The sequence below is a fragment of the Pseudoalteromonas sp. 1181_04 genome, assembly GCF_052850545.1.
Genome location: NZ_VXCS01000007.1, coordinates 136609 through 158377 on the forward strand (window position 1 = coordinate 136609; position 21769 = coordinate 158377).

16 protein-coding genes are annotated in these 21769 nt (G+C 40.5%); 9 read left to right on the forward strand and 7 right to left on the reverse strand.

Going from position 1 to position 21769, the window contains the following annotated elements; all coding sequences use genetic code 11:
• Window positions 1-28: 28 nt before the first annotated feature.
• The 6 genes from FW757_RS07665 to epd all read right to left on the reverse strand — a co-directional run bounded on the left by FW757_RS07665 (window position 29) and on the right by epd (window position 7359).
• A complete protein-coding gene (locus FW757_RS07665; protein ID WP_145235368.1) occupies window positions 29-997 on the reverse strand; it encodes a PstS family phosphate ABC transporter substrate-binding protein in 969 nt (322 codons plus the stop codon).
• Between the two features lie 111 nt (window positions 998-1108).
• Window positions 1109-2416 carry a phosphate regulon sensor histidine kinase PhoR gene (gene phoR, locus FW757_RS07670; protein ID WP_446441066.1) on the reverse strand — a complete coding sequence of 436 codons (1308 nt, stop codon included), beginning with the start codon at window positions 2414-2416 and terminating at the stop codon, window positions 1109-1111.
• Window positions 2417-2487: 71 nt separating this feature from the next.
• Complete coding sequence (gene phoB / locus FW757_RS07675) at window positions 2488-3177, reverse strand: phosphate regulon transcriptional regulator PhoB (protein WP_145235364.1); 690 nt, start codon at window positions 3175-3177, stop codon at window positions 2488-2490.
• A 625-nt stretch (window positions 3178-3802) separates the two neighbouring features.
• Window positions 3803-4867, reverse strand: a complete 1065-nt coding sequence (fba, locus tag FW757_RS07680) for a class II fructose-bisphosphate aldolase (RefSeq protein ID WP_145235361.1) — start codon at window positions 4865-4867, stop codon at window positions 3803-3805.
• A 230-nt stretch (window positions 4868-5097) separates the two neighbouring features.
• Entirely contained in the window at window positions 5098-6273 is a 1176-nt protein-coding gene (locus FW757_RS07685; RefSeq protein WP_145235359.1) for a phosphoglycerate kinase, read from the reverse strand.
• Window positions 6274-6342: 69 nt separating this feature from the next.
• Window positions 6343-7359, reverse strand: coding sequence for an erythrose-4-phosphate dehydrogenase (gene epd / locus FW757_RS07690; protein WP_145235357.1), 1017 nt, complete (start codon window positions 7357-7359; stop codon window positions 6343-6345).
• Window positions 7360-7851: 492 nt separating this feature from the next.
• On the opposite strand from epd, the gene FW757_RS07695 reads away from it, so the two are divergent.
• Complete coding sequence (locus FW757_RS07695) at window positions 7852-8514, forward strand: response regulator transcription factor (protein WP_145235355.1); 663 nt, start codon at window positions 7852-7854, stop codon at window positions 8512-8514.
• Here the strand turns inward: FW757_RS07695 and FW757_RS07700 are convergent.
• Complete coding sequence (locus FW757_RS07700; protein ID WP_182767248.1) at window positions 8511-12050, reverse strand: hybrid sensor histidine kinase/response regulator; 3540 nt, start codon at window positions 12048-12050, stop codon at window positions 8511-8513. The two genes, FW757_RS07695 and FW757_RS07700, sit on opposite strands and share 4 nt — an antisense overlap.
• Before the next feature lie 181 nt (window positions 12051-12231).
• On the opposite strand from FW757_RS07700, the gene FW757_RS07705 reads away from it, so the two are divergent.
• From FW757_RS07705 to FW757_RS07740, 8 genes are all read left to right on the forward strand, one after another.
• Window positions 12232-13272, forward strand: a complete 1041-nt coding sequence (locus FW757_RS07705; protein WP_145235348.1) for a DcaP family trimeric outer membrane transporter — start codon at window positions 12232-12234, stop codon at window positions 13270-13272.
• A 140-nt stretch (window positions 13273-13412) separates the two neighbouring features.
• Complete coding sequence (locus FW757_RS07710) at window positions 13413-14219, forward strand: ABC transporter ATP-binding protein (RefSeq protein ID WP_182717177.1); 807 nt, start codon at window positions 13413-13415, stop codon at window positions 14217-14219.
• Entirely contained in the window at window positions 14219-16180 is a 1962-nt protein-coding gene (locus FW757_RS07715) for a long-chain fatty acid--CoA ligase (RefSeq protein WP_145235344.1), read from the forward strand. Before FW757_RS07710 ends, FW757_RS07715 begins: the two co-directional genes overlap by 1 nt.
• A complete protein-coding gene (locus FW757_RS07720; RefSeq protein ID WP_182797579.1) occupies window positions 16177-17070 on the forward strand; it encodes a branched-chain amino acid ABC transporter permease in 894 nt (297 codons plus the stop codon). The genes FW757_RS07715 and FW757_RS07720 overlap by 4 nt, the downstream gene beginning before the upstream one ends.
• A 68-nt stretch (window positions 17071-17138) precedes the next feature.
• Complete coding sequence (locus FW757_RS07725) at window positions 17139-18212, forward strand: branched-chain amino acid ABC transporter permease (protein WP_149982122.1); 1074 nt, start codon at window positions 17139-17141, stop codon at window positions 18210-18212.
• Window positions 18213-18308: 96 nt separating this feature from the next.
• On the forward strand, window positions 18309-19559 hold the full coding sequence (locus FW757_RS07730) for an ABC transporter substrate-binding protein (RefSeq protein WP_145235338.1): 1251 nt from the start codon (window positions 18309-18311) through the stop codon (window positions 19557-19559).
• Between the two features lie 82 nt (window positions 19560-19641).
• A complete protein-coding gene (locus tag FW757_RS07735; protein WP_145235336.1) occupies window positions 19642-20463 on the forward strand; it encodes an ABC transporter ATP-binding protein in 822 nt (273 codons plus the stop codon).
• 45 nt (window positions 20464-20508) lie between these two features.
• Window positions 20509-21756 (forward strand): phenylacetate--CoA ligase family protein, encoded by a 1248-nt coding sequence (locus FW757_RS07740; RefSeq protein WP_182830460.1) that lies wholly within the window; start codon window positions 20509-20511, stop codon window positions 21754-21756.
• Window positions 21757-21769 lie beyond the last annotated feature (13 nt).

Genomic DNA, 21769 nt, shown 5'->3' on the forward strand with positions numbered 1-21769 from the left:
TTTTATTAACTCATAGTTGGCGTTAAGTTTAAAGAAGACCTAGCTTCTTAAGTTCGCCCATTGCCATCTTGCCAGAAAGTGGTACATAACCATCTTTCTCTACAATTTTTTGGCCATCTTGTGATAACACCATTTTTAAAAACTCTGCTTCAATAGGTGCAAGCGGTTTATTCGGGTGTTTATTCACATAAACATATAAAAAGCGCGACAGTGGGTATTTACCTGTTGCTACATTTTCAAGTGTTGCATCAACAAAGTTATCGCCTTTTTTCGCCAGTGGTACAGTACGTACGCCTGATGTTTTATAACCGATACCTGAGTAACCAATTGCATTCACTGATGAAGAAATTGATTGCACTACCGATGCTGAACCTGGTTGCTCGTTCACGTTGTTACGGAAGTCACCTTTACATAGCGCTTTGTTTTTAAAGTATCCGTAAGTACCAGATACAGAATTACGGCCATAAAGCTGAATGTCTTTTGCAGCCCAATTCCCCGTTAAACCTACATCACTCCAACGAGTCACATCTGCATCAGCACCACATTTACGAGTTGAAGAGAAAATCGCATCGATTTGGTCGATACGTAAACCTTCAATTGGATTGTCTTTATGAACAAATACTGCCAATGCATCAATCGCTACACGTACTTCAGTAGGTTTATAACCGTAACGTTTTTCAAACGCTTCGATTTCTTTTGATTTCATTCTGCGGCTCATCGGGCCAAAGTTTGCTGTGCCTTCTGTCAATGCCGGTGGCGCAGTAGATGAACCAGCCGCTTGAATTTGGATGTTCACATTTGGGTAAATACGTTTATATTCTTCAGCCCAAAAGGTCATCATGTTGGCTAAAGTATCAGAGCCCACAGATGAAAAATTACCTGAAATACCACTGGTTTTTTGATACTCAGGAATAACTGTATCTACTGCCATTGCTTGTGCAGATACAAATGTTGTTACTGCCACACCCATTGCGGCTACTAGGTTTTTAAATCTCATTAGGTTGCTCCGATTTTGTTCGTCCATTTCTTAACTGTCGTCTACTCTAAAGAGAATAGATGACAGTTAGATTACTCTAAAATGACACTTTTATGACTTTGGCTTTTTGGCTCAATTATTTAATAGCACTGTTTTTTCACGACTAAAAGCAAACGAAAAACATGATCCTTCGCCTAATTTACTTTTAATTATCAATTGGCTATCGTGACGAGTTAATACATGTTTGGTGATGGCTAAACCCAGCCCTGAGCCACCGGTGGTACGACTACGTGCTTTATCAACCCGATAAAAACGCTCAGTTAAACGATTAATATGCTCTGGTGCAATACCATCGCCATTATCAACTACTGAAAAGTACGCTTGATTATCTTTTAGCTTCCAGCTTACGATTATTTTACCGCCCGCCTTGGTGTAATGAATAGCATTAAACACTAAATTAGAGAAGGCACTGCGCAGCTCCTCTTCAGCGCCTTTTATATCGACGTTAGCATCAATATCAAATATCAACTCATGCCCTTTGTCTTGATTCAATGATTGTGCTTCAGTCCTAATATAGCTAAGTAACTGCGGTACATTGATCGCTTTATCATTATCTTGACGTCGAGCGCCTTCAATACGTGATAACGACAATAGCTGATTTACCAAGCTATCCATGCGTTTACACTGTTCAAGCATAGTACCTTGTGCTTTATTCCACATTGCCGGTGGTGGCACCATATCGCCATCAAACATTTCTAAGTAACCAGTAACAACGGTTAATGGCGTACGTAGCTCATGAGATACATTGGCAACAAAGTCTTTGCGCATTTGCTCAAGTTGCTTCAGTCGCGTGACATCACGCACAACAACCATTAATTGTGAGCTGGCATATGGCATTACCCGAAACTCTAAAACTTGCTCAACACTGTGACCACTTTCAAGTTCTAATGCTTCATCAAACAATTCCGTTTGCATGTATTTTGCAAATTTAGGATCGCGAATAAGGTTGTCAAGCCGTTGACCATGATCCGCTGGCCACTGTAATCCAAGCACTTTCAAAGCTAGTTGATTACACCAAACAATACTTAAATCACGTTGTAGAACAATAACCGCATCAGGCACTGCTTCTGCGCCATCGCGAAAACGACGGATCAAATCAGCTAATTCATTACGTTTTTTACGGTTGCGATGTTGTAAATGGTAGATCCCTTCAAATACTTGCTCCCATGCCCCCTCGCCTTCAGGTGGATTAAAACTACGTTGATTCAATAGCCAATCACTGAGCCGATAGAGTTGATGATAATGCCAAACAAGCAGTGAAAAAGATCCTAAAAATAAAAGCAAAAATGGCGCACCAATAAGCACGCCAATTAATAATAAAGGTAGGAAATAGATAAACAGACGCTTTGCTAACGCCTGCTTATTAACAACTCGATACATACACTCACTTTACCTTAGAGTAAGTAAATTTAAGCCAAAATTAATTATTGGCTTGGTCATCTCCATGACACTTATAATTTACTGGAAAAACGATAGCCTGCACCACGTACAGTTTGTACTAAACGGTCATGACCAAGCGGTGCAATCGCTTTGCGTAAGCGACGAATATGCACGTCTACGGTTCTATCTTCAACATAGACATTAGTCCCCCATACGTTATCTAGTAGCTGTTCACGGCTATAAACACGTTCAGGATGAGTCATAAAGAAATGCAATAAGCGAAATTCTGTCGGTCCCATATCCAACTCGCTACCTTCAGAGGTAACACGGTGTGAAATAGGATCAAGACGTAAACCATGTACATCAATCGCTTCTTCCAATGAAGTAGGCGACACACGACGAATAACGGCTTTAATACGCGCCATTAATTCTTTTGGTGAAAATGGTTTAGTAACATAATCATCAGCACCGACTTCAAGACCGCGAACTTTATCTTCTTCTTCGCCGCGAGCAGTCAGCATAATAATAGGAATTTGGCGAGTATATTCACTTTGCTTAAACTTTTTAGCAATTTGAATTCCACTACCACCTGGTAGCATCCAATCTAATAACACCATATCTGGATAAGGCTCTACCATCGCTGCAATGGCTGAATCGTAATCTTCCGCTTCAATTGCTTGAAAACCATTTTGCTCTAATACAAAAACCAGCATCTCTCTGATCGGTGCTTCGTCATCGACGACAAGTACTTTACGTGACATTCCAATTTATCTCTTTCGTTATCGAACTAGTTTTCATTATTATGACTAAGTATGACATTTTTATGAAAGTGTAACGTGTAAATCGAAATGCGGGGTAAAAAATGCAAAATAAACCTTTTTAAGGTACATAATTAGCATGCATTATCAAATTTCACATTTAAAAATCATACTTTATAATTGCTACATTACTACTTTGTATTAAATTCCCCTTTCAATAATCAACTATACAGTATCACGATGTAAGCCACGAAAGCATCTTCATACTCTAACTCAATTAAAACGCCTATTAACATCGGCGATCATTAACAGAGATCAAAATCCTACCAAGTTTCATTTCAGGGATCATTCGTTTACCAACCGAGTTAGATCTGGGATCAGTGTTTTACCTAGCTAAAGCCATAAGTTGTTGATCATTTATACAACAAAGCTTTGAAATGGCTATTTTTATAACAAAACCTCTGCCAATCAAGCTGATCCTTAGTAAAAATCTGATCTCAACAAAGCACAGTTAGTAAAGCAATGATCCCAAAGCCCCTGCTTGGTAAAATAATGATCTTTTACGATCAGGCATAAAAAAGCCAGTAGCTTTAACACTACTGGCTGTTTTATAACTTAATAAATTAAATTATTTAATTTTCGGATCTAATTCACCCGTTAAATATTTAAGGTGCATCTCATCAAGTGAGATTGGTTTGATCTTACCTGCTTGACCCGCTGTACCAAATGACTCATAACGTGCAACACAGATCTCTGTCATTGCTTTTGTCGCTTCAGCTAAATACTTACGTGGATCAAAGTTTGCTGGATTAAGCGCAAGATGGCGACGAATAGCCCCTGTAGATGCTAATCGTAAGTCTGTATCGATATTTACTTTACGCACACCAAACTTAATTCCCTCAACGATCTGCTCAACTGGCACACCATAGGTTTCTGGGATCTCACCACCATATTGGTTGATGATTTCAAGCCATTCTTGCGGCACTGATGACGAACCGTGCATAACTAAGTGAGTGTTAGGAATACGTGCGTGGATCGCTTTAATACGATCAATCGCCAAAATATCATCCGTTGGCGGACGTGTAAATTTATACGCGCCGTGTGAAGTACCACACGCAATCGCTAAGGCATCAACATGGGTTTTACTTACAAAATCGGCCGCTTCTTCTGGATCGGTTAACATTTGATCTGTGGTTAGTTTACCTTCAGCACCAACGCCATCTTCTTCGCCAGCTTCGCCAGTTTCAAGTGAGCCTAGCACACCTAACTCGCCTTCAACAGACACACCACAAGAGTGTGCAAGTTCAACAGTTTTACGCGTTACATCAACGTTATACTCATATGATGATGGTGTTTTACCATCGCTCATTAACGAGCCATCCATCATCACTGATGAAAAACCTAATTGAATTGAACGTTGGCAAACGCCAGGTGAGGTACCGTGATCTTGATGCATTACCACTGGAATATGTGGCCACTCTTCAATCGCAGCTAAAATCATATGACGTATAAATGGGGCACCAGCATAGGCACGAGCGCCAGCTGAACCTTGTACAATTACTGGGCTGTTAGTTTTGTCAGCCGCCATCATAATAGCGCGGATCTGCTCTTGGTTATTAACGTTAAATGCTGGTACGCCATAACCATGTTCAGCTGCATGATCAAGAAGTTGTCGCATACTGATTAAAGCCATTTGGTATTCTCCAAATTGTCGATAGCTGCGCACGCGCAAAACTACCTAGTTCGAACGGAATAGTTGAGTTCGGTGCAATCACTGCACCTCGATAGTATTGGCTCTTGCCAAATCTACCGTTATACAAAACCAGCTATTAAATAAGGGTGAGAGGTATTTAATATCTGATCACACTCAGTGTAGTTAGCAGCCTAAACTAACGATTGCTAACTACATTGAGTAAACGCTAATTACTTAGCGCGTTGTTCAAGCATAGCAACTGCTGGTAATTTTTTCCCTTCTAAAAACTCAAGGAAAGCACCACCGCCAGTTGAAATATACGAAATTTTATCGGCAATGCCGTATTTATCAATCGCTGCTAACGTATCACCGCCACCAGCTATTGAGAACGCATTTGAATTAGCGATTGCTTGAGCAATAGCACGGGTGCCATTACCAAACTGGTCAAATTCAAATACACCTACCGGACCATTCCATACAACAGTACCTGCATTAGCAATAATTTTTGCAAGTTTGCTCGCTGTATCTGGGCCAATATCAAAAATCATATCTGTGTCTGTTACTTCGCTAACATCTTTTAATGTTGCAACGGCTGATTCTGAAAACTCATTGCCAACAACCACATCAGTAGGTACTGGTATTTCACCATTATTACTTTTAGCAGCCGCACTTAGCTTATTTGCTTCATCAATTAGGTCAGCTTCGTATAATGACTTACCAACCGGGTAGCCTGCCGCAGCAATAAAGGTATTTGCAATACCGCCACCAGTGACTAATTGATCAACAATCGTTGAAAGTGAATCAAGTACTGTTAGTTTAGTTGATACTTTAGAGCCGCCCACAATCGCCACTAATGGACGAGCTGGGTTATCAAGTGCTTTACCTAATGCCTCTAATTCAGCCGCCAATAGTGGGCCTGCACAAGCAACATCTGCAAATAAACCAACGCCATGGGTAGACGCTTGAGCACGATGGGCGGTACCAAATGCATCCATTACATACACATCACATAATGCAGCAAGCTTTTTAGATAACGCTTCGTCATCTTTGCTTTCGCCAACATTAAAGCGTACGTTTTCAAAAACGACCACTTCATTATCAGCAATTTCAACGCCATTTAAGTAATCTTTTTCAAGACGTACATTTTGTTCAAGTGCTTCATTAAGGTAATCAACAACTGGCGCTAAAGAAAACGCTTCATCATATTCCCCTTCCGTAGGGCGGCCTAGGTGTGACATAACCATTACTTTAGCGCCTTTTTCAAGGGCTAATTTAATACTCGGTAATGCAGCACGAATACGTGCATCTGAGGTCACTTTACCTGCTTTTACTGGTACATTTAAATCTTCACGAATTAACACGCGTTTGCCGTTTAAATCTAAATCCGCCATATTTATGACCGACATGGACTTCTCCTTAGTTAACGATACTGACTTGAAATATATAGGTTTTATTTTTAGGTTTGAACTTTTATATTAATTACTTGCTGCCATCATCACTCGTGCTGTATCGAGCATTCTATTAGCAAACCCCCACTCATTATCACACCACACTAACAACTTTATCAGTCGTTTATGACTGACTCGTGTCTGTGTGCCATCTATAATACAAGAATGTGGGTCATGATTAAAATCAACCGAGACCAATGGCTCTTCGGTATAACTTAAAATACCTTCTAGGCGGTCTCTCGCTGCTGCTTTTAATACCTTATTCACCGCTTTTAAATCAACATCGGCGTTGACAGTCACACTCAAATCCATCGCAGTAACATTGATAGTAGGTACTCGCACCGAAATAGCTTCAAAGCGGCCATGGAACTTAGGTAAAATACGCTCAATACCGCGCGCTAATTTAGTATCAACGGGAATAATCGACTGACTCGCAGCGCGGGTACGACGTAAATCATGATGATAAGCATCAATTACTTGCTGATCATTCATCGACGCATGAATAGTCGTAATCGCCCCTGATTCTATACCAAAGGCATCATCAAGTACTTTAATCACCGGTACTATACAGTTTGTGGTACATGATCCATTAGAGACAATCGTATGCTCAGCGAGTAGTTCATCATCATTGATACCATAAACAATAGTGGCATCAACATCCGCATCTGCGGGCTGAGAAAATAAGACTTTCTTTGCGCCAGCATCAAGATGTAACTGCGCATGTTCACGAGAGTGATACACACCAGTACATTCTAAAACCACATCAACATCAAGTAACTGCCAAGGTAATTCACGCGGGTTTTGTTCTGCAAATAAAGCAATTGTATCGCCCGCTACCGATAAGGTGTCTTCACCTAAAGTAACTGGAAACGCAAAACGGCCATGAGACGTATCATATTTAAGAAGATGAGCGATCCCTTGAGGATCAGCAAGTTCATTAATCGCAACAATTTTGATCTCGTCGCTTAAGCCCGATTCATAAAGAGCGCGAACAATATTTCGACCAATTCGACCAAAACCATTGATTGCAAGTTTGATTGCCATGAAGAAGAAAATCCACTCTAGTTGCTTGCAGATAAAGGCAACCTGCCTTTTAGATGCGCGTATTGTAATCGACCTTTGTCTTGATTATAAGAGGGAAAGTTAAATAAATGTTTTAAGCCCGCTTTTGATGCTGCAATTTTGGTAATCGACCTTTGTCTTGATTATAAGAGGGAAAGTTAAATAAATGTGTTAAGCCTGCTTTTGATGCTGCAATTTTGGTAATCGACCTTTAATCTGAATATAAAAGGCAAGATTAAATAAATGTTTACTCCCTCTCCTTTCTTCCTGATATCTACTCATAACATAGAATAAAACAGCGCTTATAGGTTCATTTTCACGAGTGAATTTTAGTCAATTTATGCTATTTAGGTTTATTATTATTGAATTATTTTATAATAGCGTTACTTTATTCAAGACAACGAACACTATTCAATCAAAAAACAATTGATGAAACTAAAAGATCATTAATCTAAACATTAGGTTAGAAATAAAATGACAACACACACAAAAATCTTAATTGCAGATGATCACCCGCTGTTTCGACAAGCACTATTACTTATGCTGGAATCAAGCTTTAATAATGCTTGCCTACTTGAAGCCGAAACAATTCCCGAATTAGAGCACAAATTAGCAAACACCACAGATGTTGATCTGATCTTACTCGATCTTGATATTCCGGGTGCACAGGGTTTTAATACGCTGAGTAATATACGTGAGCTGTATCCTGAAATAGGGGTGATTGTCGTATCAGGTTTTGAAGAGCCTGATACCATACGCAAAGCGATGAGCCTGGGTGCAGCAGGCTTTATACCTAAATCAACTCCCGTCCCTGAGATGATAAAAGCAATAGAAGATGTGCTACAAGGCAAACTATGGACACCCACCGATGATCACAATAAAAATACGCCAGAGCAACAGCAAGCAGAAAAGTTAGCAACATTAACGCCCCAACAGCATAAAATATTACACATGTTTGCCGATGGTTTGTTAAATAAACAAATCGCCTACGAACTTAGCTTGTCTGAATCTACAATCAAAAGCCATGCCAGCACAATATACTTAAAACTTGGGGTAAAAAGTCGAACTCAAGCCGTGATTTTATTAAACGAGCAGCAACTGGCACAAGCATCACTTTCACCTTTTCATCGCCATTAACTATTATAATTTTTTTCTAGCTGTTTAGTTAATAAAGCACTCATCAACGCCCGTAATGCGACGGGCTTGATGATTTTCCGCAAATAGCCAATATCGGCTTGCTTTGCCTGTACTTGCACTAACTCATCAGTTGTTGCGGTGATTAAAATCGCAGGTAATGGATACTGGCTGATTGCTCGAATACGCTTGATTAATTCAATGCCATTACAGCCATCAAGATGCTCCGAGTGAGGCTTTTGCTCCTGACGCTCAGAGTAGTCTACTGTTACAATATGCAAAGGGTTAGCGGGGAACATTGGTTCAGCACTAAGTTGATAATCAACTAAGAGAATATCAATTTCATCTTCATGTGTTTTATAAAGTGCAGACGCCTCAGCTGCGGTTGTCGCGGTAAATACACGACATTTCCAGGCTGTTAAAAGCTCGGTCATACCTGCAATAACATCTTTTTCGTTATCAATACATAGCACCCCAACTCCTTGCAAAGTCATATTCTTAGGGGCAAGTGTCGGCTTTGTTTGCTGTACACGGTTTACAATCGGTACTTCAACGCTAAACAAGCAGCCATGCTCAGGCTCTGATACCAAGCCAACCTTATGCTCAAGAATATTAGCCAGGCTTTGTGCAATATTTAAACCCAACCCCAAGCCTTTAGGGCCAATCATTTGCGTCGATAATTGTGTAAATTGTTCAAATACTTCTTGCTGCTTATCTTCGGGGATGCCAGGTCCGTTATCAATTACTTGAATACTTAAGTAATTGCCCTTACGACGACAACCCAGCAATACTTTACCGTTATTTGCATAGCGAAATGCATTACTTAAAAAGTTTTGCACAATCCGCGTTAGCAAAGTTAGATCTGTGCGGATAAATAATTGACTTGAGTGACAGCGAAAATCAATTTTATAATCTTTACTCAAGGCAGAAAACTCCGAATGCAACATACTAAATACCCGCTCCAGTGCAATGTCATTGAAAACAGGGGTGATATTGCCACTTTCAATCCGCGCAATTTCATTTAAATCAAGTAATAGGTTATTTGCTATCTCTAACGAATTATCAATTTTCTTAATTTGCTCACGCTCTTGTATTGACACTCTAGGGCTCAAACATACCGCAGAAGAAAACAACCGAGCAGCCGACAATGGTTGCAAAAGATCATGACTACAGGCTCTTAAATATTGACTCTTTTTCAAATGAGCCTGCTCTGCTTTTAACCTTGCATCAGCGAGTTCTCGATTGGCTTTTTCAAGCTCTAAGTTTGCTAGTTCTAATTCTGTCGTGCGCGCAAGAACACGACTTTCAAGATCGGTGTTTTCTTCTTTTAAATAATTTTCTGCTCGGCGAAACTCCGTAATATCTGAGAAAATCATCACAAATCCTCCACCAGGTATTGGGTTCCCTTCAATTAACAGCACCTTACCATTGGCTAACTTTCGCTCTGATTTATGCTTACTACCGGCTTTTAAGTACTCAAGACGTTTATTAACCTGCCCCTCAATATTATGTATATAGCGATTTTGATTGCTAAGGTTGAAGCGGATCAACTGGCTAATTGGGCAACCAATATAGATTAAATTTTTAGGGTAATTAAAAATATCTAGATACTGCTTATTCCATGCTACTAAATTCAAATTAGCATCTATCACAGAGATCCCTTCACTGGTATTTTCAATCGCTCCTTGCAATACTGAACGACTAAATTCAAGTTGTTGAGTAGAGTTATCCTCAACAATTTTAGCAACTTGATCAAATGCGATATCACGACCAGCCAAAGCAAAAGAAATCACCAATTTGGCTGATGCCGAGCCCATTACACTCGCTAATGTCTGCTCTGCATGCAGTAATAAAGCCTCATTATAGGTTTTATGCTTTTTAATTTTATGTGATTGATTAAATTCAGCAAAGCACTCGGCTGCTTTGTCTTGACCAATAAAGCGAGCAATTAACAGCTCGAGTTCCTGACGATCTATTTTTGGTTGTTTAGGCAGATGTGAATCTTGTTTATTATCGGTTTCATAGAAATATTTACTCTGCATTTCTTCGCGAATATTTTGCCGAGTAAGCTGTGAAACAATAAACAGCACAATAAGGTTAATAGCCAAGCCAAACAAGGTAGCCACCGTTGTAGCAGGCCAATTTGTATTGCTTAACGGGTGTGCATAAAACCCAAGCTGTGGTAATAAATTAAACAGTGCCCAAATAGAGAAACCACAAAACATGCCCCAAAAAACGCCCTTTTGAGTTGCTCTTCGCCAAAAAAAAGCAGCAACCAATGCAGGCCCTATTTGCGCAATCGCGCCAAACGCAACCTCCCCAAGTGATGCCAGCGTATCAGGGGGAGATACCAGTAACATGCAATAACTAAGTGCAATAACCACCACCACTAATATTTTTCGGATCAATAATAATCGGGATTGAAAGTGTAAAAAGTCGTGGTGCTTACGAGGTGCTAATTTAAAAATTAATGGAAAAACAATTTCATTACTGAGCATAGTACTCAAAGCAATGGTCGATACAATTACCATTGAACTTGCCGCAGAAACCGCTCCTAAAAATGCAAATAGCGACAACCACTCTTGGCCGTTATAAGCGGGCAAAAATAAAACATACGCGTCAGGGTCTAAAGAGTGACCATAATTTAATGTGCCAGCAAGGCCTATAGGGCCTGCAAAAAATGCGAATACCAAGATATAAATAGGCAATAACCAACGTGCTAAATTACTGGTTTTTTGCTCTTTAATTTCAACAAACATAACTTGAAATTGCCTTGGTAAACATAAAAAAGCTGACATAACGATGATCAATAAACCCACCATACCTACTAGGTTATAGCTTTCAAACTGCTGCGATAAGGACACGTAATCTTGTGACTTTTGCCAAATATCAGCGGGGGAATCATAAATAACAAATGATACAAATAAGCCAACAAGTAAAAAAGCGATCAGTTTAACTAACGATTCAAAGGCAATCGCTATCATGACGCCGGGATGACGCTCTGTTACATCGATAGTTCGAATGCCAAAGATAATGGTGAATCCAGCTAAAATCAGGCTAACGATTAAACCTAATTGCCAAATCGGAAAATCTTGGCTTTGCTGTAAAATTTTATAAGAGTAAACAATCGCTTTAAGCTGCAAAGCAATATAAGGCAAGGTGCCAATCATGGCCACTAACGTTACCAACAAGGCTAAGCTTTGTGATTTACCAAACCGAGCCGAAAGTAAATCAGCAATGGAAGTACTTTTGAGTTTGAGGCAGGTTTTTATGATCCGCTGAATAAAAGGCCAAGCAAATATAAATAATAAAATAGGGGCTAAATAAACCGAAATATAAGAAAAAGAGCTATTTGCCGCCTGCGCTGAAGTACCTAGAAACCCCCAAGACGTACAGTAAACCCCTAATGATAAGGCATAAATAATAGCATGCTGTTTGGCAACTAGCTTATGTCGATACTTGCCCCCAAGGTGGGCAATTAGAAATAACAAACTAATGTAACCAATACTTACACTAACCAACAACCAATTAGAAAACATCGCGCTCTTCTTTGTATCAAATTGTATTTATTATTATTTTCAATGCTTACTTTGCCCGTAAAACACAGCATATAACATTGGACTAAAGGACTAAGCGCAAGGTACTAGCCCTTATTTACAATTGTTGATTTTTTCGACTCACCTAGTATGAATCACACATAATAACAAAGGAATTTGGTCGATGTTCAACACACAATATAAAAAATTACTGCTTACATCTGCTTTTCTTACTGCCAGTACATCCGCACTGGCAGGCTACGAGATCAACATAACTGAAAACGATAAATTAACCTTCGGTGGCTACATTAAAATTGATGCACGATACGTTGACGGTGACATTGCCTATCGTGATTACTGGATTGGTGATGGCATTGCTTTAGAAGAAGACGCATCCCAGTTTCGTATCTTTGCTAACGAAACCCGTTTCAATACTAAATACCAACACGGCGAGATAACAGGCTTCATCGAAATGGATTTTTGGGGCGGCGGCGGTAATGAAATTGTCTCTAACTCAGCTAACCCGCGCATCCGACATGCTTTTATAAACTACAAAGATCTCACTGTTGGCCAAACTTGGTCAACCTTTATGAATACTAGCGCAATTCCTGAAACTGCCGATTTTGCTGGCGCAACAACAGGTCTAGTATTTATTCGTCAAGGACAAGTACGTTATAACATGGGCAACTTCCAAGTATCCATTGAAAATCCTGAGAGCTGGGGGGGCGATACCGCAAACGATAATATTCCTGATTTAATCGCACGCTATAACATCAAAGGTGATTGGGGCAATGTCTCTATTTCTGGCTTAGCACGGCAATTACATACCTTATCAGGTAACACTGAAAGCGCCTTTGGCGCATCTGTTGCGGCACGAATTAAAACAACAGGAAAAGATGACTTACGCCTACAAATTCATAAAGGTGATTTAGGCCGCTATGTAGGGGCTGCGGCTGTTAAAGATCTCTATGGTGAAGAAGTTGAAGATATTACCTCTGTATTAGTTGCCTATCGTCATTTTTGGAATGATTCACTGCGTTCAAGCGTGCTGTACGGCAAAGTTGATGGAGATGTATCCAATCGTGAGCGTACGCAATGGGGTATAAACCTCTTTCAAAACTTAACTAAAGAACTCGAAGTGGGTATTGAAGTCGGTAACTTTTCAATTGATGAGTTAGATAAAGATTCAAATTACCTACAAGCCACAATGAGATACATCCTCTAGCTGACAGAACACTTTCTAATGTTTGTTGTGTGTAATAACGACCCCAACCGTTAATACATTTTAAAGAGGGTTCACCCCCTCTTATTTTTCAACGCATTCGTTATTCATTTTTATTCTCAGTTAAATTTAGGAGTATGAGTATGACAACATCGATACTCAATATAGAGCAAATATCGCTAGCCTTTGGTGGTGTTAAAGCCTTAACAGATGTTAGTTTTTCGGTGACTAAAGGCTCTGTATTTTCAATTATTGGCCCAAATGGGGCTGGTAAAACATCAATGCTCAATTGCATTTCTGGCCGCTATCAACCTAACAGTGGAAAAATCACCTTTGCAGATCAAGATGTTACCCACTTAAAACCCAATGACCGCGCAGACTTAGGTATGGGCCGTACTTTTCAAAACTTAGCCTTATTTGGCCATATGTCAGTGCTCGATAATATTATGGTTGGTCGCCATCACTTATTAAAAAACAATTGGTTAACAGGGCCGTTATATTGGGCTTCTGGGGCGCAAAAAGAAGAACTCGCTCACCGTAGAAAAGTAGAAGAAGTGATCGACTTCCTTGAGATCTCTCATATCAGAAAATCCATCGCTGGCACCTTGTCTTACGGGCTTCGTAAACGCGTTGAATTAGCTCGTGCAATGGCTCTAAACCCAAAACTGATTTTACTTGACGAACCAATGGCTGGAATGAATCTGGAAGAAAAAGAAGACATGGCCAGATACATCCTCGATTTAAATGAAGAATTCGGTATTACGGTCGTTATGATTGAACATGATATGGGAGTTGTAATGGATATTTCTCATGAAGTTATGGTGCTGGATTTTGGTAAAAAATTAATTTCTGGTTTACCACACGAAGTCATGGCTGACCCCTATGTTAAACGTGCCTACCTTGGTCTTGAAGACGACGCAGAGCCAGCCACCTTAGAGGAGGTAAGTTAATGACTAGCCAAATCAATCAAGATTTTGAGATGGGTGAACTGAATACCTTCCCCAAAATTCTACAACACAATGCCACGCATTGGCCTGATATGGTGGCGATGCGAGAAAAAGAGTTTGGTATTTGGAACGAGTTCAGCTGGGCCGAATATAACAATAAAGTAAAGTGGTTGTCGCTCGCGTTGAGTAACAAAGGCGTGAATACAGATGATACCATTGCCTTACTTGGTGATAACCGCCCAGAATGGATATGGGGCGAAATTGCTGCTCACGCTTTACGTTGCCATTCATTAGGTATTTATCAAGATTCAATGCATGACGAAGTAATCTATTTACTCGCTAGCAGTGGCGCAACCGTTGTGATTGCTGAAAACGAAGAGCAATGCGATAAATTACTTGATTTAGGTGATGGCATAGAGCAAGTAAAATTCATTGTTTATTGCGACCCAAGAGGTATGCGCAAATACAACGACTCGCGACTTATAGATATCAATACCCTATACACACTGGGCCAAGAACTCGAACAAGCATACCCTGATCGTTATCAAGCCATGATAGATGCCTCAGCCCCTGACGACATTGCTATTTACTGCACCACTTCAGGTACCACATCAAAACCCAAAATTGCCCTACTCAATGGTGGCAATTTTATTAAGCACTGTAGTTCATATTTACGTGCTGACCCGCGTCAAGCTGGCGACAACTATGTATCTGTATTGCCCTTACCTTGGATCATGGAGCAAGTCTATGCAATTGGCCAAGCACTGATCGCCCGTCAAATTGTAAATTTTGTTGAAGAACAAGAAACACTCATGGCTGACCTACGAGAAATTGGCCCCAGCTTTGTACTATTAGCACCACGGGTATGGGAAGGCATTTTAGCTGACGTACAAACCCGTATGATGGATTCAACACCTTTTAAAAGAAAGCTATTTAATTTTGCCATGAAGCTGGCTGAGCAAAGCCAAGTAACAGGCAAAAAATCATGGCTAGCTGAAATTCTACTGCTAAAAGCACTTCGTGATCGACTCGGTTTTTCATTCTTAAAATCGGCTGCCACCGGCGGAGCTGCGATGGGGCCTGACACCTTTAAGTTTTTCCAAACCATTGGTGTGCCTTTACGCCAACTCTACGGCCAAACAGAAATGTGCGGAGCTTACACCATCCATCATGAAGCCGATGTTGACTACGACAGTGTTGGCGTCGCGTTTGATAATGCACAAATTAAAGTCATTAATCCCGATAAAGCCGGTATTGGCGAAGTTATTGCTAAAACAGTCGGAATGTTTAGTGGCTACCTTAATAATCAACAAGCCTATGATGAAGACGTGATTGACGGCTGGATGCAAACAGGTGATGCCGGTTACTTTAAACCGTCTGGCCATTTAGTGGTGATTGATCGGATCAAAGATCTCGCTTGCACCAGCGACGGCGCACAATATTCTCCTCAATATATAGAAAACAAACTTAAGTTTTCTTCATTTATTGGCGAAGCCGTTATTTTAGGTAAAGCAAAGCCTTATCTATCAGCCATCATTTGTATTCGTTTTAGTATTGTTGCGAAATGGGCTGAGCAACAAGGGCTGTCGTTTACCAACTACACCAACTTATCAACCCTGCCTGAAGTGTACGAAAAAATTGGCGAAGAAATAATGCGCGTCAATGAGTCACTTCCTGAATCACAAAAAATCCATAAATTTTTATTACTTTACAAAGAACTTGATGCCGATGATGGCGAATTAACACGAACCCGTAAAGTTCGCCGTAGTGTTATTGCGGATAAATATGGCGACATTATTTCATCCATTTATGACAACAAGGAAAATGTTGATATTGATACCATGGTGGTATTTCAAGATGGTACTAAAACCCGTATTCAAACCCAGCTTAAAGTCACTTCGCTGATCGAAACAGCCTGCACGGCTGCTGATAACACTATCAACATAACACGGAGAGTCTCATGAATTTTGAATTGCTAATTCAACTAATCGTCAATGGTTTAATTGTCGGCTTACTCTATGGCGTCGTTGGGATGTGCTTTGTATTAGTGTACAAATCAACGCAAATTGTAAACTTTGCCCAAGGTGAGTTTTTATTAGTGGGTGCCTGGGTATGCTGGGCAGTACTGATTTATTTAGAGCTGCCTTTTGTAGTGGGCTTTTTACTGACAATGGCCTTTATGGCAATCTTTGGTGTGCTGCTGCAAATGATTGTTTTACGCCCGATGATAGGTGAACCTATAATCTCAGTGATCATGATCACCATTGGCTTATCAATCTTTTTTCAAGCCTTGATGAAATGGATTTTTGGTGTTTCAGCGCAAAGTTACCCGCAAGTATTTACCACTAATAGCATCCAAATATTTGGCTTGAACATTGAAGCCGCTTACTTAATGAGCACCATAATCGCCTTAATAATTATGGTTGCCTTCTATCTATTCTTTAAACATTCAAAATACGGTTTAGCAATGCGAGCCACAGCCTTTGATCAACAGATTGCACAAAGCTTAGGTATTTCGGTAAAACAAGTTTTTGCTATGAGCTGGGGTATTGCTGCTACGGTTTCAGCCACAGCTGGAATTGTTATTGGCATGGTAAACGGGGTTTCAAATTCACTGTCATTAATTGGTATCAAAGTTTTCCCTGCAGTTATTCTTGGCGGTTTAGATTCTATCATCGGCGCTATTGTCGGTGGTTTGATCATTGGTGTATTAGAGAATGTCGCTGAGTTTTTCGACAGCCAATATCTGCATGTTGGCAATATGTATGACATCGCACCATTTTACGTGTTGCTCGTCATCCTTTGGTTCAAACCATACGGTTTGTTCGGCACAAAAGATATTGAACGTATTTAAACAAGCCGATTTAGGTGCATCAATAGCGCCTAACAAGTGCAGATAAAGGTAAATTTTAGGAGTTTATTATGTCCAGTTTAACCATGAGACCCTGCGGCGATTTCCGCACCAGTTATAAACAAGATAATACAATTTTTGAAACAACAACCATCAAAAATGTGGCAATTTTCGCAATTGCCCTATTATGTGCAGCGCCATACTTAGTCGATGCATATTACCTAACCCTATTTATTCAAATTTCATATTTAGGGATAGCCGCACTAGGGCTCAATATTTTGGTCGGTTACACCGGACAAATTTCATTAGGTCATGGCGCATTTTTTGGCTTTGGTGCTTTTGCATCAGCATGGCTCAATATCTCCTTTGGTATTCCTGTATTGCTGTGTATTCCACTGGCTGGTTTTTTAACAATGGCTGTAGGCATGATGTTTGGTTTACCGGCCTCAAGAATTAAAGGCTTGTACTTAGCTATAGCCACACTGGCTGCGCAGTTTATTTTAGAAGACTTCTTTGCCCGTGCTGACTGGTTTTCTGGTGGTTCTGCCGGCTCATCTGCCGACCCAATTAGTATATTTGGCTTTGTTTTTAATAGCGATGAAAGCTTCTTTTATATCGCCTTAGCAGCCTTAGTTATTATGTATATTTGGGGCTGTAATCTGATGCGCAGTCGTGATGGTCGCGCCTTTGTTGCAGTACGTGACCATTATCTATCAGCTGAGATCATGGGTATCAAGCTCAATAAATATCGCTTACTCTCTTTTGGTATATCGTCTTTTTATGCCGGTATTGGCGGTGCCTTATATGCCCATTACTTAGGCTATGTTTCTGCCGAAGGCTTCACCTTATTTATGTCGATTCAATTTTTAGCCATGATCATCATCGGCGGCTTGGGTTCAATTAAAGGCACCTTAATGGGTGTGGTATTTATGGTGTTTTTACCTGAAGTGCTCGAAAGCGGCGTAGGTTTAATGAAAATGACCGACTGGGGCAATATTCCAATGGTGGTTGATGGCCTGGCCTATATCAAAGAAATGGCCATTGGCTTAGTGATTATCTTATTCCTTATTTTTGAGCCGCAAGGCATGGCACACCGCTGGGCACAAATTAAAAACTATTGGAAGTTTTACCCGTTCTCGTACTAATCAATAGACACTAACTTAAGCATATACAACACACATGAGCATCATTAATGCGTAAATAATTGGCAATCTAGCCATAAAAAGAAAAAGGAAATAGTTATGCACAATCATAAGGCAAAATTAACGTCTCTATTAATAGTAAGCGCGCTGTGCACCAGCCAACAAACATTCGCTGAAGACTCAGTCTTTGTTGGTCATCTAGCTGATATGAGTGGCCCGACAGCTTTTGTTGGTAAAAATTACGCTGACGGCGTGCGTGATTCCCTAGCTTACATTAACGAAAATGGTGGCATCAATGGCACTAAACTCGAATATGAAACAATTGATTACGCTTACAAAGTGCCGCAAGCGATTGCCGCTTATAAAAAGTGGCATTCGCGTAAAAACATGGTTGCCATGCAAGGCTGGGGCACCGCTGATACCGAAGCACTGATCTCATTTGTAGCCAAAGATAAACTACCAGTATTTTCAGCGTCTTACTCTGGCCACTTAACGGATCCTATGGGTAAAAACCCACATACAAAGAAACCAGCTCCTTATAACTTTTTTTACGGCGCATCCTATTCAGATGCGTGCCGCGGTTTAGTCCAGTGGGCAGCTGAGGACTGGCAAAAAAAGGGGGGCAAAGGCAAACCTAAGTTTACTCATATTGGTGCAAATCACCCCTTCCCTAATGCACCGAAAGAAGCCTGTGCAGAGTACGCCACCGAATTAGGCTTTGATGTACAACCTGCGGTTGTTATTTCGATGAAACCAGGTGATTTTAAAGCGCAATGTTTAAGCTTAAAAAGCTCAGGCTCAAATTACGGATATATAGGCAATCTAGGTGGTTCAGTATTGTCTTTAGTTAAATCATGTAACACCGTTGGTACCGATATTCAGTTTATGTCGAATATATGGGGGGGCGATAAAAAAATATTCCAAGCTGCGGGCGAAGGCATTAAAGATTATGTATTTCCAGCTATGACGCCGTTTTGGACTGATCAAGTACCTGGCATGAAACTCGTTAGGGAGATTTCAAAACAATCAGACCCTTCAGGCCAAGAAGAGCGTGTTCATCATTACATTCGTGGCGTGTGCTCAACATTCTTTATGAAAGAGGCTATGGAATGGGCAAAAGATAACGGCGGAATAACCGGTGAAAATATTAAAAAAGCCATGTATGCCCGTAAAGATTGGGTACCAGCAGGACTTGAAGGCGTATGCCTTGCGGGCAACTGGAGTGAACAAGATCACCGTGGCACTAACCAAGTTTACATTTACAAAGGCAACTATAACGAAGGCAATGTCGTCGTTGAAGAGTTATCACTGGTAACCATTGAGCGCCGTGATGCGTGGTTAGGTTTTTAATAGCTCGTTAAACATAGCAGCGGATGAAGCATCTCGTTATTTTCATCCGCTGATAAATTATTAATTTTTCACGGAGTTAGCTATGTCACAAGCAGCTATAAAAATACAACCTGCATCACCAATTCTAAGCGTTAACAATATTGAAGTTGTTTACGATGAAGTCATCCAAGTTTTACGTGGTGTTAGTTTAGATGTGCCAGAGGGTGAAATAGTCACCCTACTTGGGCCAAATGGCGCAGGAAAATCAACCACCTTAAAAGCCATTTCTGGCTTATTAAAAACTGAAAATGGCGAAGTCACTAAAGGCGACATTACCTTTATGGGCGAACGAATAGACAATAAAAATGCCGAAGATGTGGTGCGCAGTGGATTGTTTCAGGTTATGGAAGGGCGTCGTATCATCGAAGATATGACCTCTCTAGAAAACTTAAAACTCGGCGCCTTTACCCGCAAAGACGCACAAATAAATCAAGACATTGAAATGGTGTACCACTATTTCCCTCGCTTAAAAGAACGCACAGGCTTAGCTGGATATTTATCAGGTGGCGAACAACAAATGCTGGCAATTGGCCGTGCATTAATGGCACGTCCAAAGATGATTTGCCTCGATGAGCCATCGATGGGGTTATCGCCATTATTGGTTAAAGAAGTGTTCGGAATCATAAAAAAGATTAACCAAGATCAAGGTATTACTATGCTGTTGGTAGAACAAAATGCCAACTATGCACTGAGAGCGGCTAATTATGGTTACATCATTGAATCAGGGAAAGTTGTATTAGATGGCACACAAGAGCAGCTTTTAAACAACGAAGATGTAAAAGAGTTTTACCTCGGTGGAGGTAACGAAGAACGTAAAAGCTTTAAAGATCTTAAGTCATATAAACGTCGCAAACGCTGGTTGTAATCAACCTATCTATCTCTCTACTTTTTCTATGTTACTGGAGCTATTATGAGCCATTTTTATCATGCCAATGAACATCAACACTCTGAAACCAGAGAACAAAATTTATTGTCCCGTTTAGCTGACTTTATTACCTATGCAAAAAATAACAGCCCCTATTATCAGGCTATATTAGCGAACATTGATGCCACGAATATCACTACTCGCTCACAACTAGCGACTTTGCCGATCACCAGAAAATCTGACCTTTTAGACATACAAAAGCAACAGCCTCCGCTTGGCGGTCTCGCATCTAAAAGTGGCCATATAAATCGAATTTTTCAATCACCGGGGCCTATTTATGACCCTGAAAATTGCCAGCAAGATTGGTGGCGAATGGGCCAAGCCTTTCATGCTGCGGGGTTTAGAGCAGGTGAGTTAGTACAAAATTGTTTGTCATACCATTTGACTCCTGGCGGTTTTATTCTTGATTCAGGGGCGCGTGCGTGTGGCTGTGTGGTTATACCCGCAGGCCCAGGGCAAACAGATCAACAACTTGACGTAATAGAAGATTTACACCCGCAAGGTTATTGTGGCACTCCCTCTTTTTTAAAAATATTACTGGATAAAGCGCAGGCAACTAAACGTGACGTTAGCAGCCTCAAAAAAGCACTGGTGACTGGAGAGGCATTATCTCATGAACTGCGCGAGTCGTTTAAACAACAAGGTATCAACACCTTACAGACTTACGCAAGTGCCGATGTAGGCTTAATTGGCTATGAAACCATTGCTGACGATGGGTTAATTATCGCTGAAGATTTAATTGTCGAAATTGTGCGCCCAGGCAGCCTCACTCCAGTCGCAGATGGTGAGATTGGTGAAGTGGTTATTACAAGTTTCAATACTGATTATCCGTTAATCCGTTTTGCAACCGGTGACTTATCGGCTATCAAGCCAGGGCAAAGTGCGTGTGGTCGGACTAACATGCGCATTCAAGGTTGGTTAGGTAGAGCCGATCAAACCACGAAAATAAAAGGTATGTTTGTTCATCCTCAACAAATAGAGCGAATTAGACTCAGTGTTAAGGGGATAAAGAAAATGCGCTTAGTGGTCAAGCTACAAGATCATCAAGACAAAATGCAGCTATTGTGTGAATACGATCAAGACCAATCAGAGCTAACTAAACTGGAACTCACCGGCGTATTGCTAGATAACTTAAAACAATACACAAAATTAAATGGCAGTGTTGAGTTGGTCGAGCTAGGCAGCTTAGCTGATGATGGCAAAGTGATTGATGATCAACGAGTCATCGGATAACCCAATTAGAACT

Coding starts and splice junctions, on each gene's coding strand:
- FW757_RS07740 (WP_182830460.1), top strand. CDS start 20,509: ATGAGCCATTTTTATCATGCCAATGAACATCAACACTCTGAAACCAGA.
- fba (WP_145235361.1), bottom strand. CDS start 4,867: ATGGCTTTAATCAGTATGCGACAACTTCTTGATCATGCAGCTGAACAT.
- epd (WP_145235357.1), bottom strand. CDS start 7,359: ATGGCAATCAAACTTGCAATCAATGGTTTTGGTCGAATTGGTCGAAAT.
- FW757_RS07710 (WP_182717177.1), top strand. CDS start 13,413: ATGACAACATCGATACTCAATATAGAGCAAATATCGCTAGCCTTTGGT.
- FW757_RS07705 (WP_145235348.1), top strand. CDS start 12,232: ATGTTCAACACACAATATAAAAAATTACTGCTTACATCTGCTTTTCTT.
- phoB (WP_145235364.1), bottom strand. CDS start 3,177: ATGTCACGTAAAGTACTTGTCGTCGATGACGAAGCACCGATCAGAGAG.
- FW757_RS07695 (WP_145235355.1), top strand. CDS start 7,852: ATGACAACACACACAAAAATCTTAATTGCAGATGATCACCCGCTGTTT.
- FW757_RS07735 (WP_145235336.1), top strand. CDS start 19,642: ATGTCACAAGCAGCTATAAAAATACAACCTGCATCACCAATTCTAAGC.
- FW757_RS07720 (WP_182797579.1), top strand. CDS start 16,177: ATGAATTTTGAATTGCTAATTCAACTAATCGTCAATGGTTTAATTGTC.
- FW757_RS07685 (WP_145235359.1), bottom strand. CDS start 6,273: ATGTCGGTCATAAATATGGCGGATTTAGATTTAAACGGCAAACGCGTG.
- FW757_RS07700 (WP_182767248.1), bottom strand. CDS start 12,050: ATGTTTTCTAATTGGTTGTTGGTTAGTGTAAGTATTGGTTACATTAGT.
- FW757_RS07725 (WP_149982122.1), top strand. CDS start 17,139: ATGTCCAGTTTAACCATGAGACCCTGCGGCGATTTCCGCACCAGTTAT.
- phoR (WP_446441066.1), bottom strand. CDS start 2,416: ATGTATCGAGTTGTTAATAAGCAGGCGTTAGCAAAGCGTCTGTTTATC.
- FW757_RS07665 (WP_145235368.1), bottom strand. CDS start 997: ATGAGATTTAAAAACCTAGTAGCCGCAATGGGTGTGGCAGTAACAACA.
- FW757_RS07730 (WP_145235338.1), top strand. CDS start 18,309: ATGCACAATCATAAGGCAAAATTAACGTCTCTATTAATAGTAAGCGCG.
- FW757_RS07715 (WP_145235344.1), top strand. CDS start 14,219: ATGACTAGCCAAATCAATCAAGATTTTGAGATGGGTGAACTGAATACC.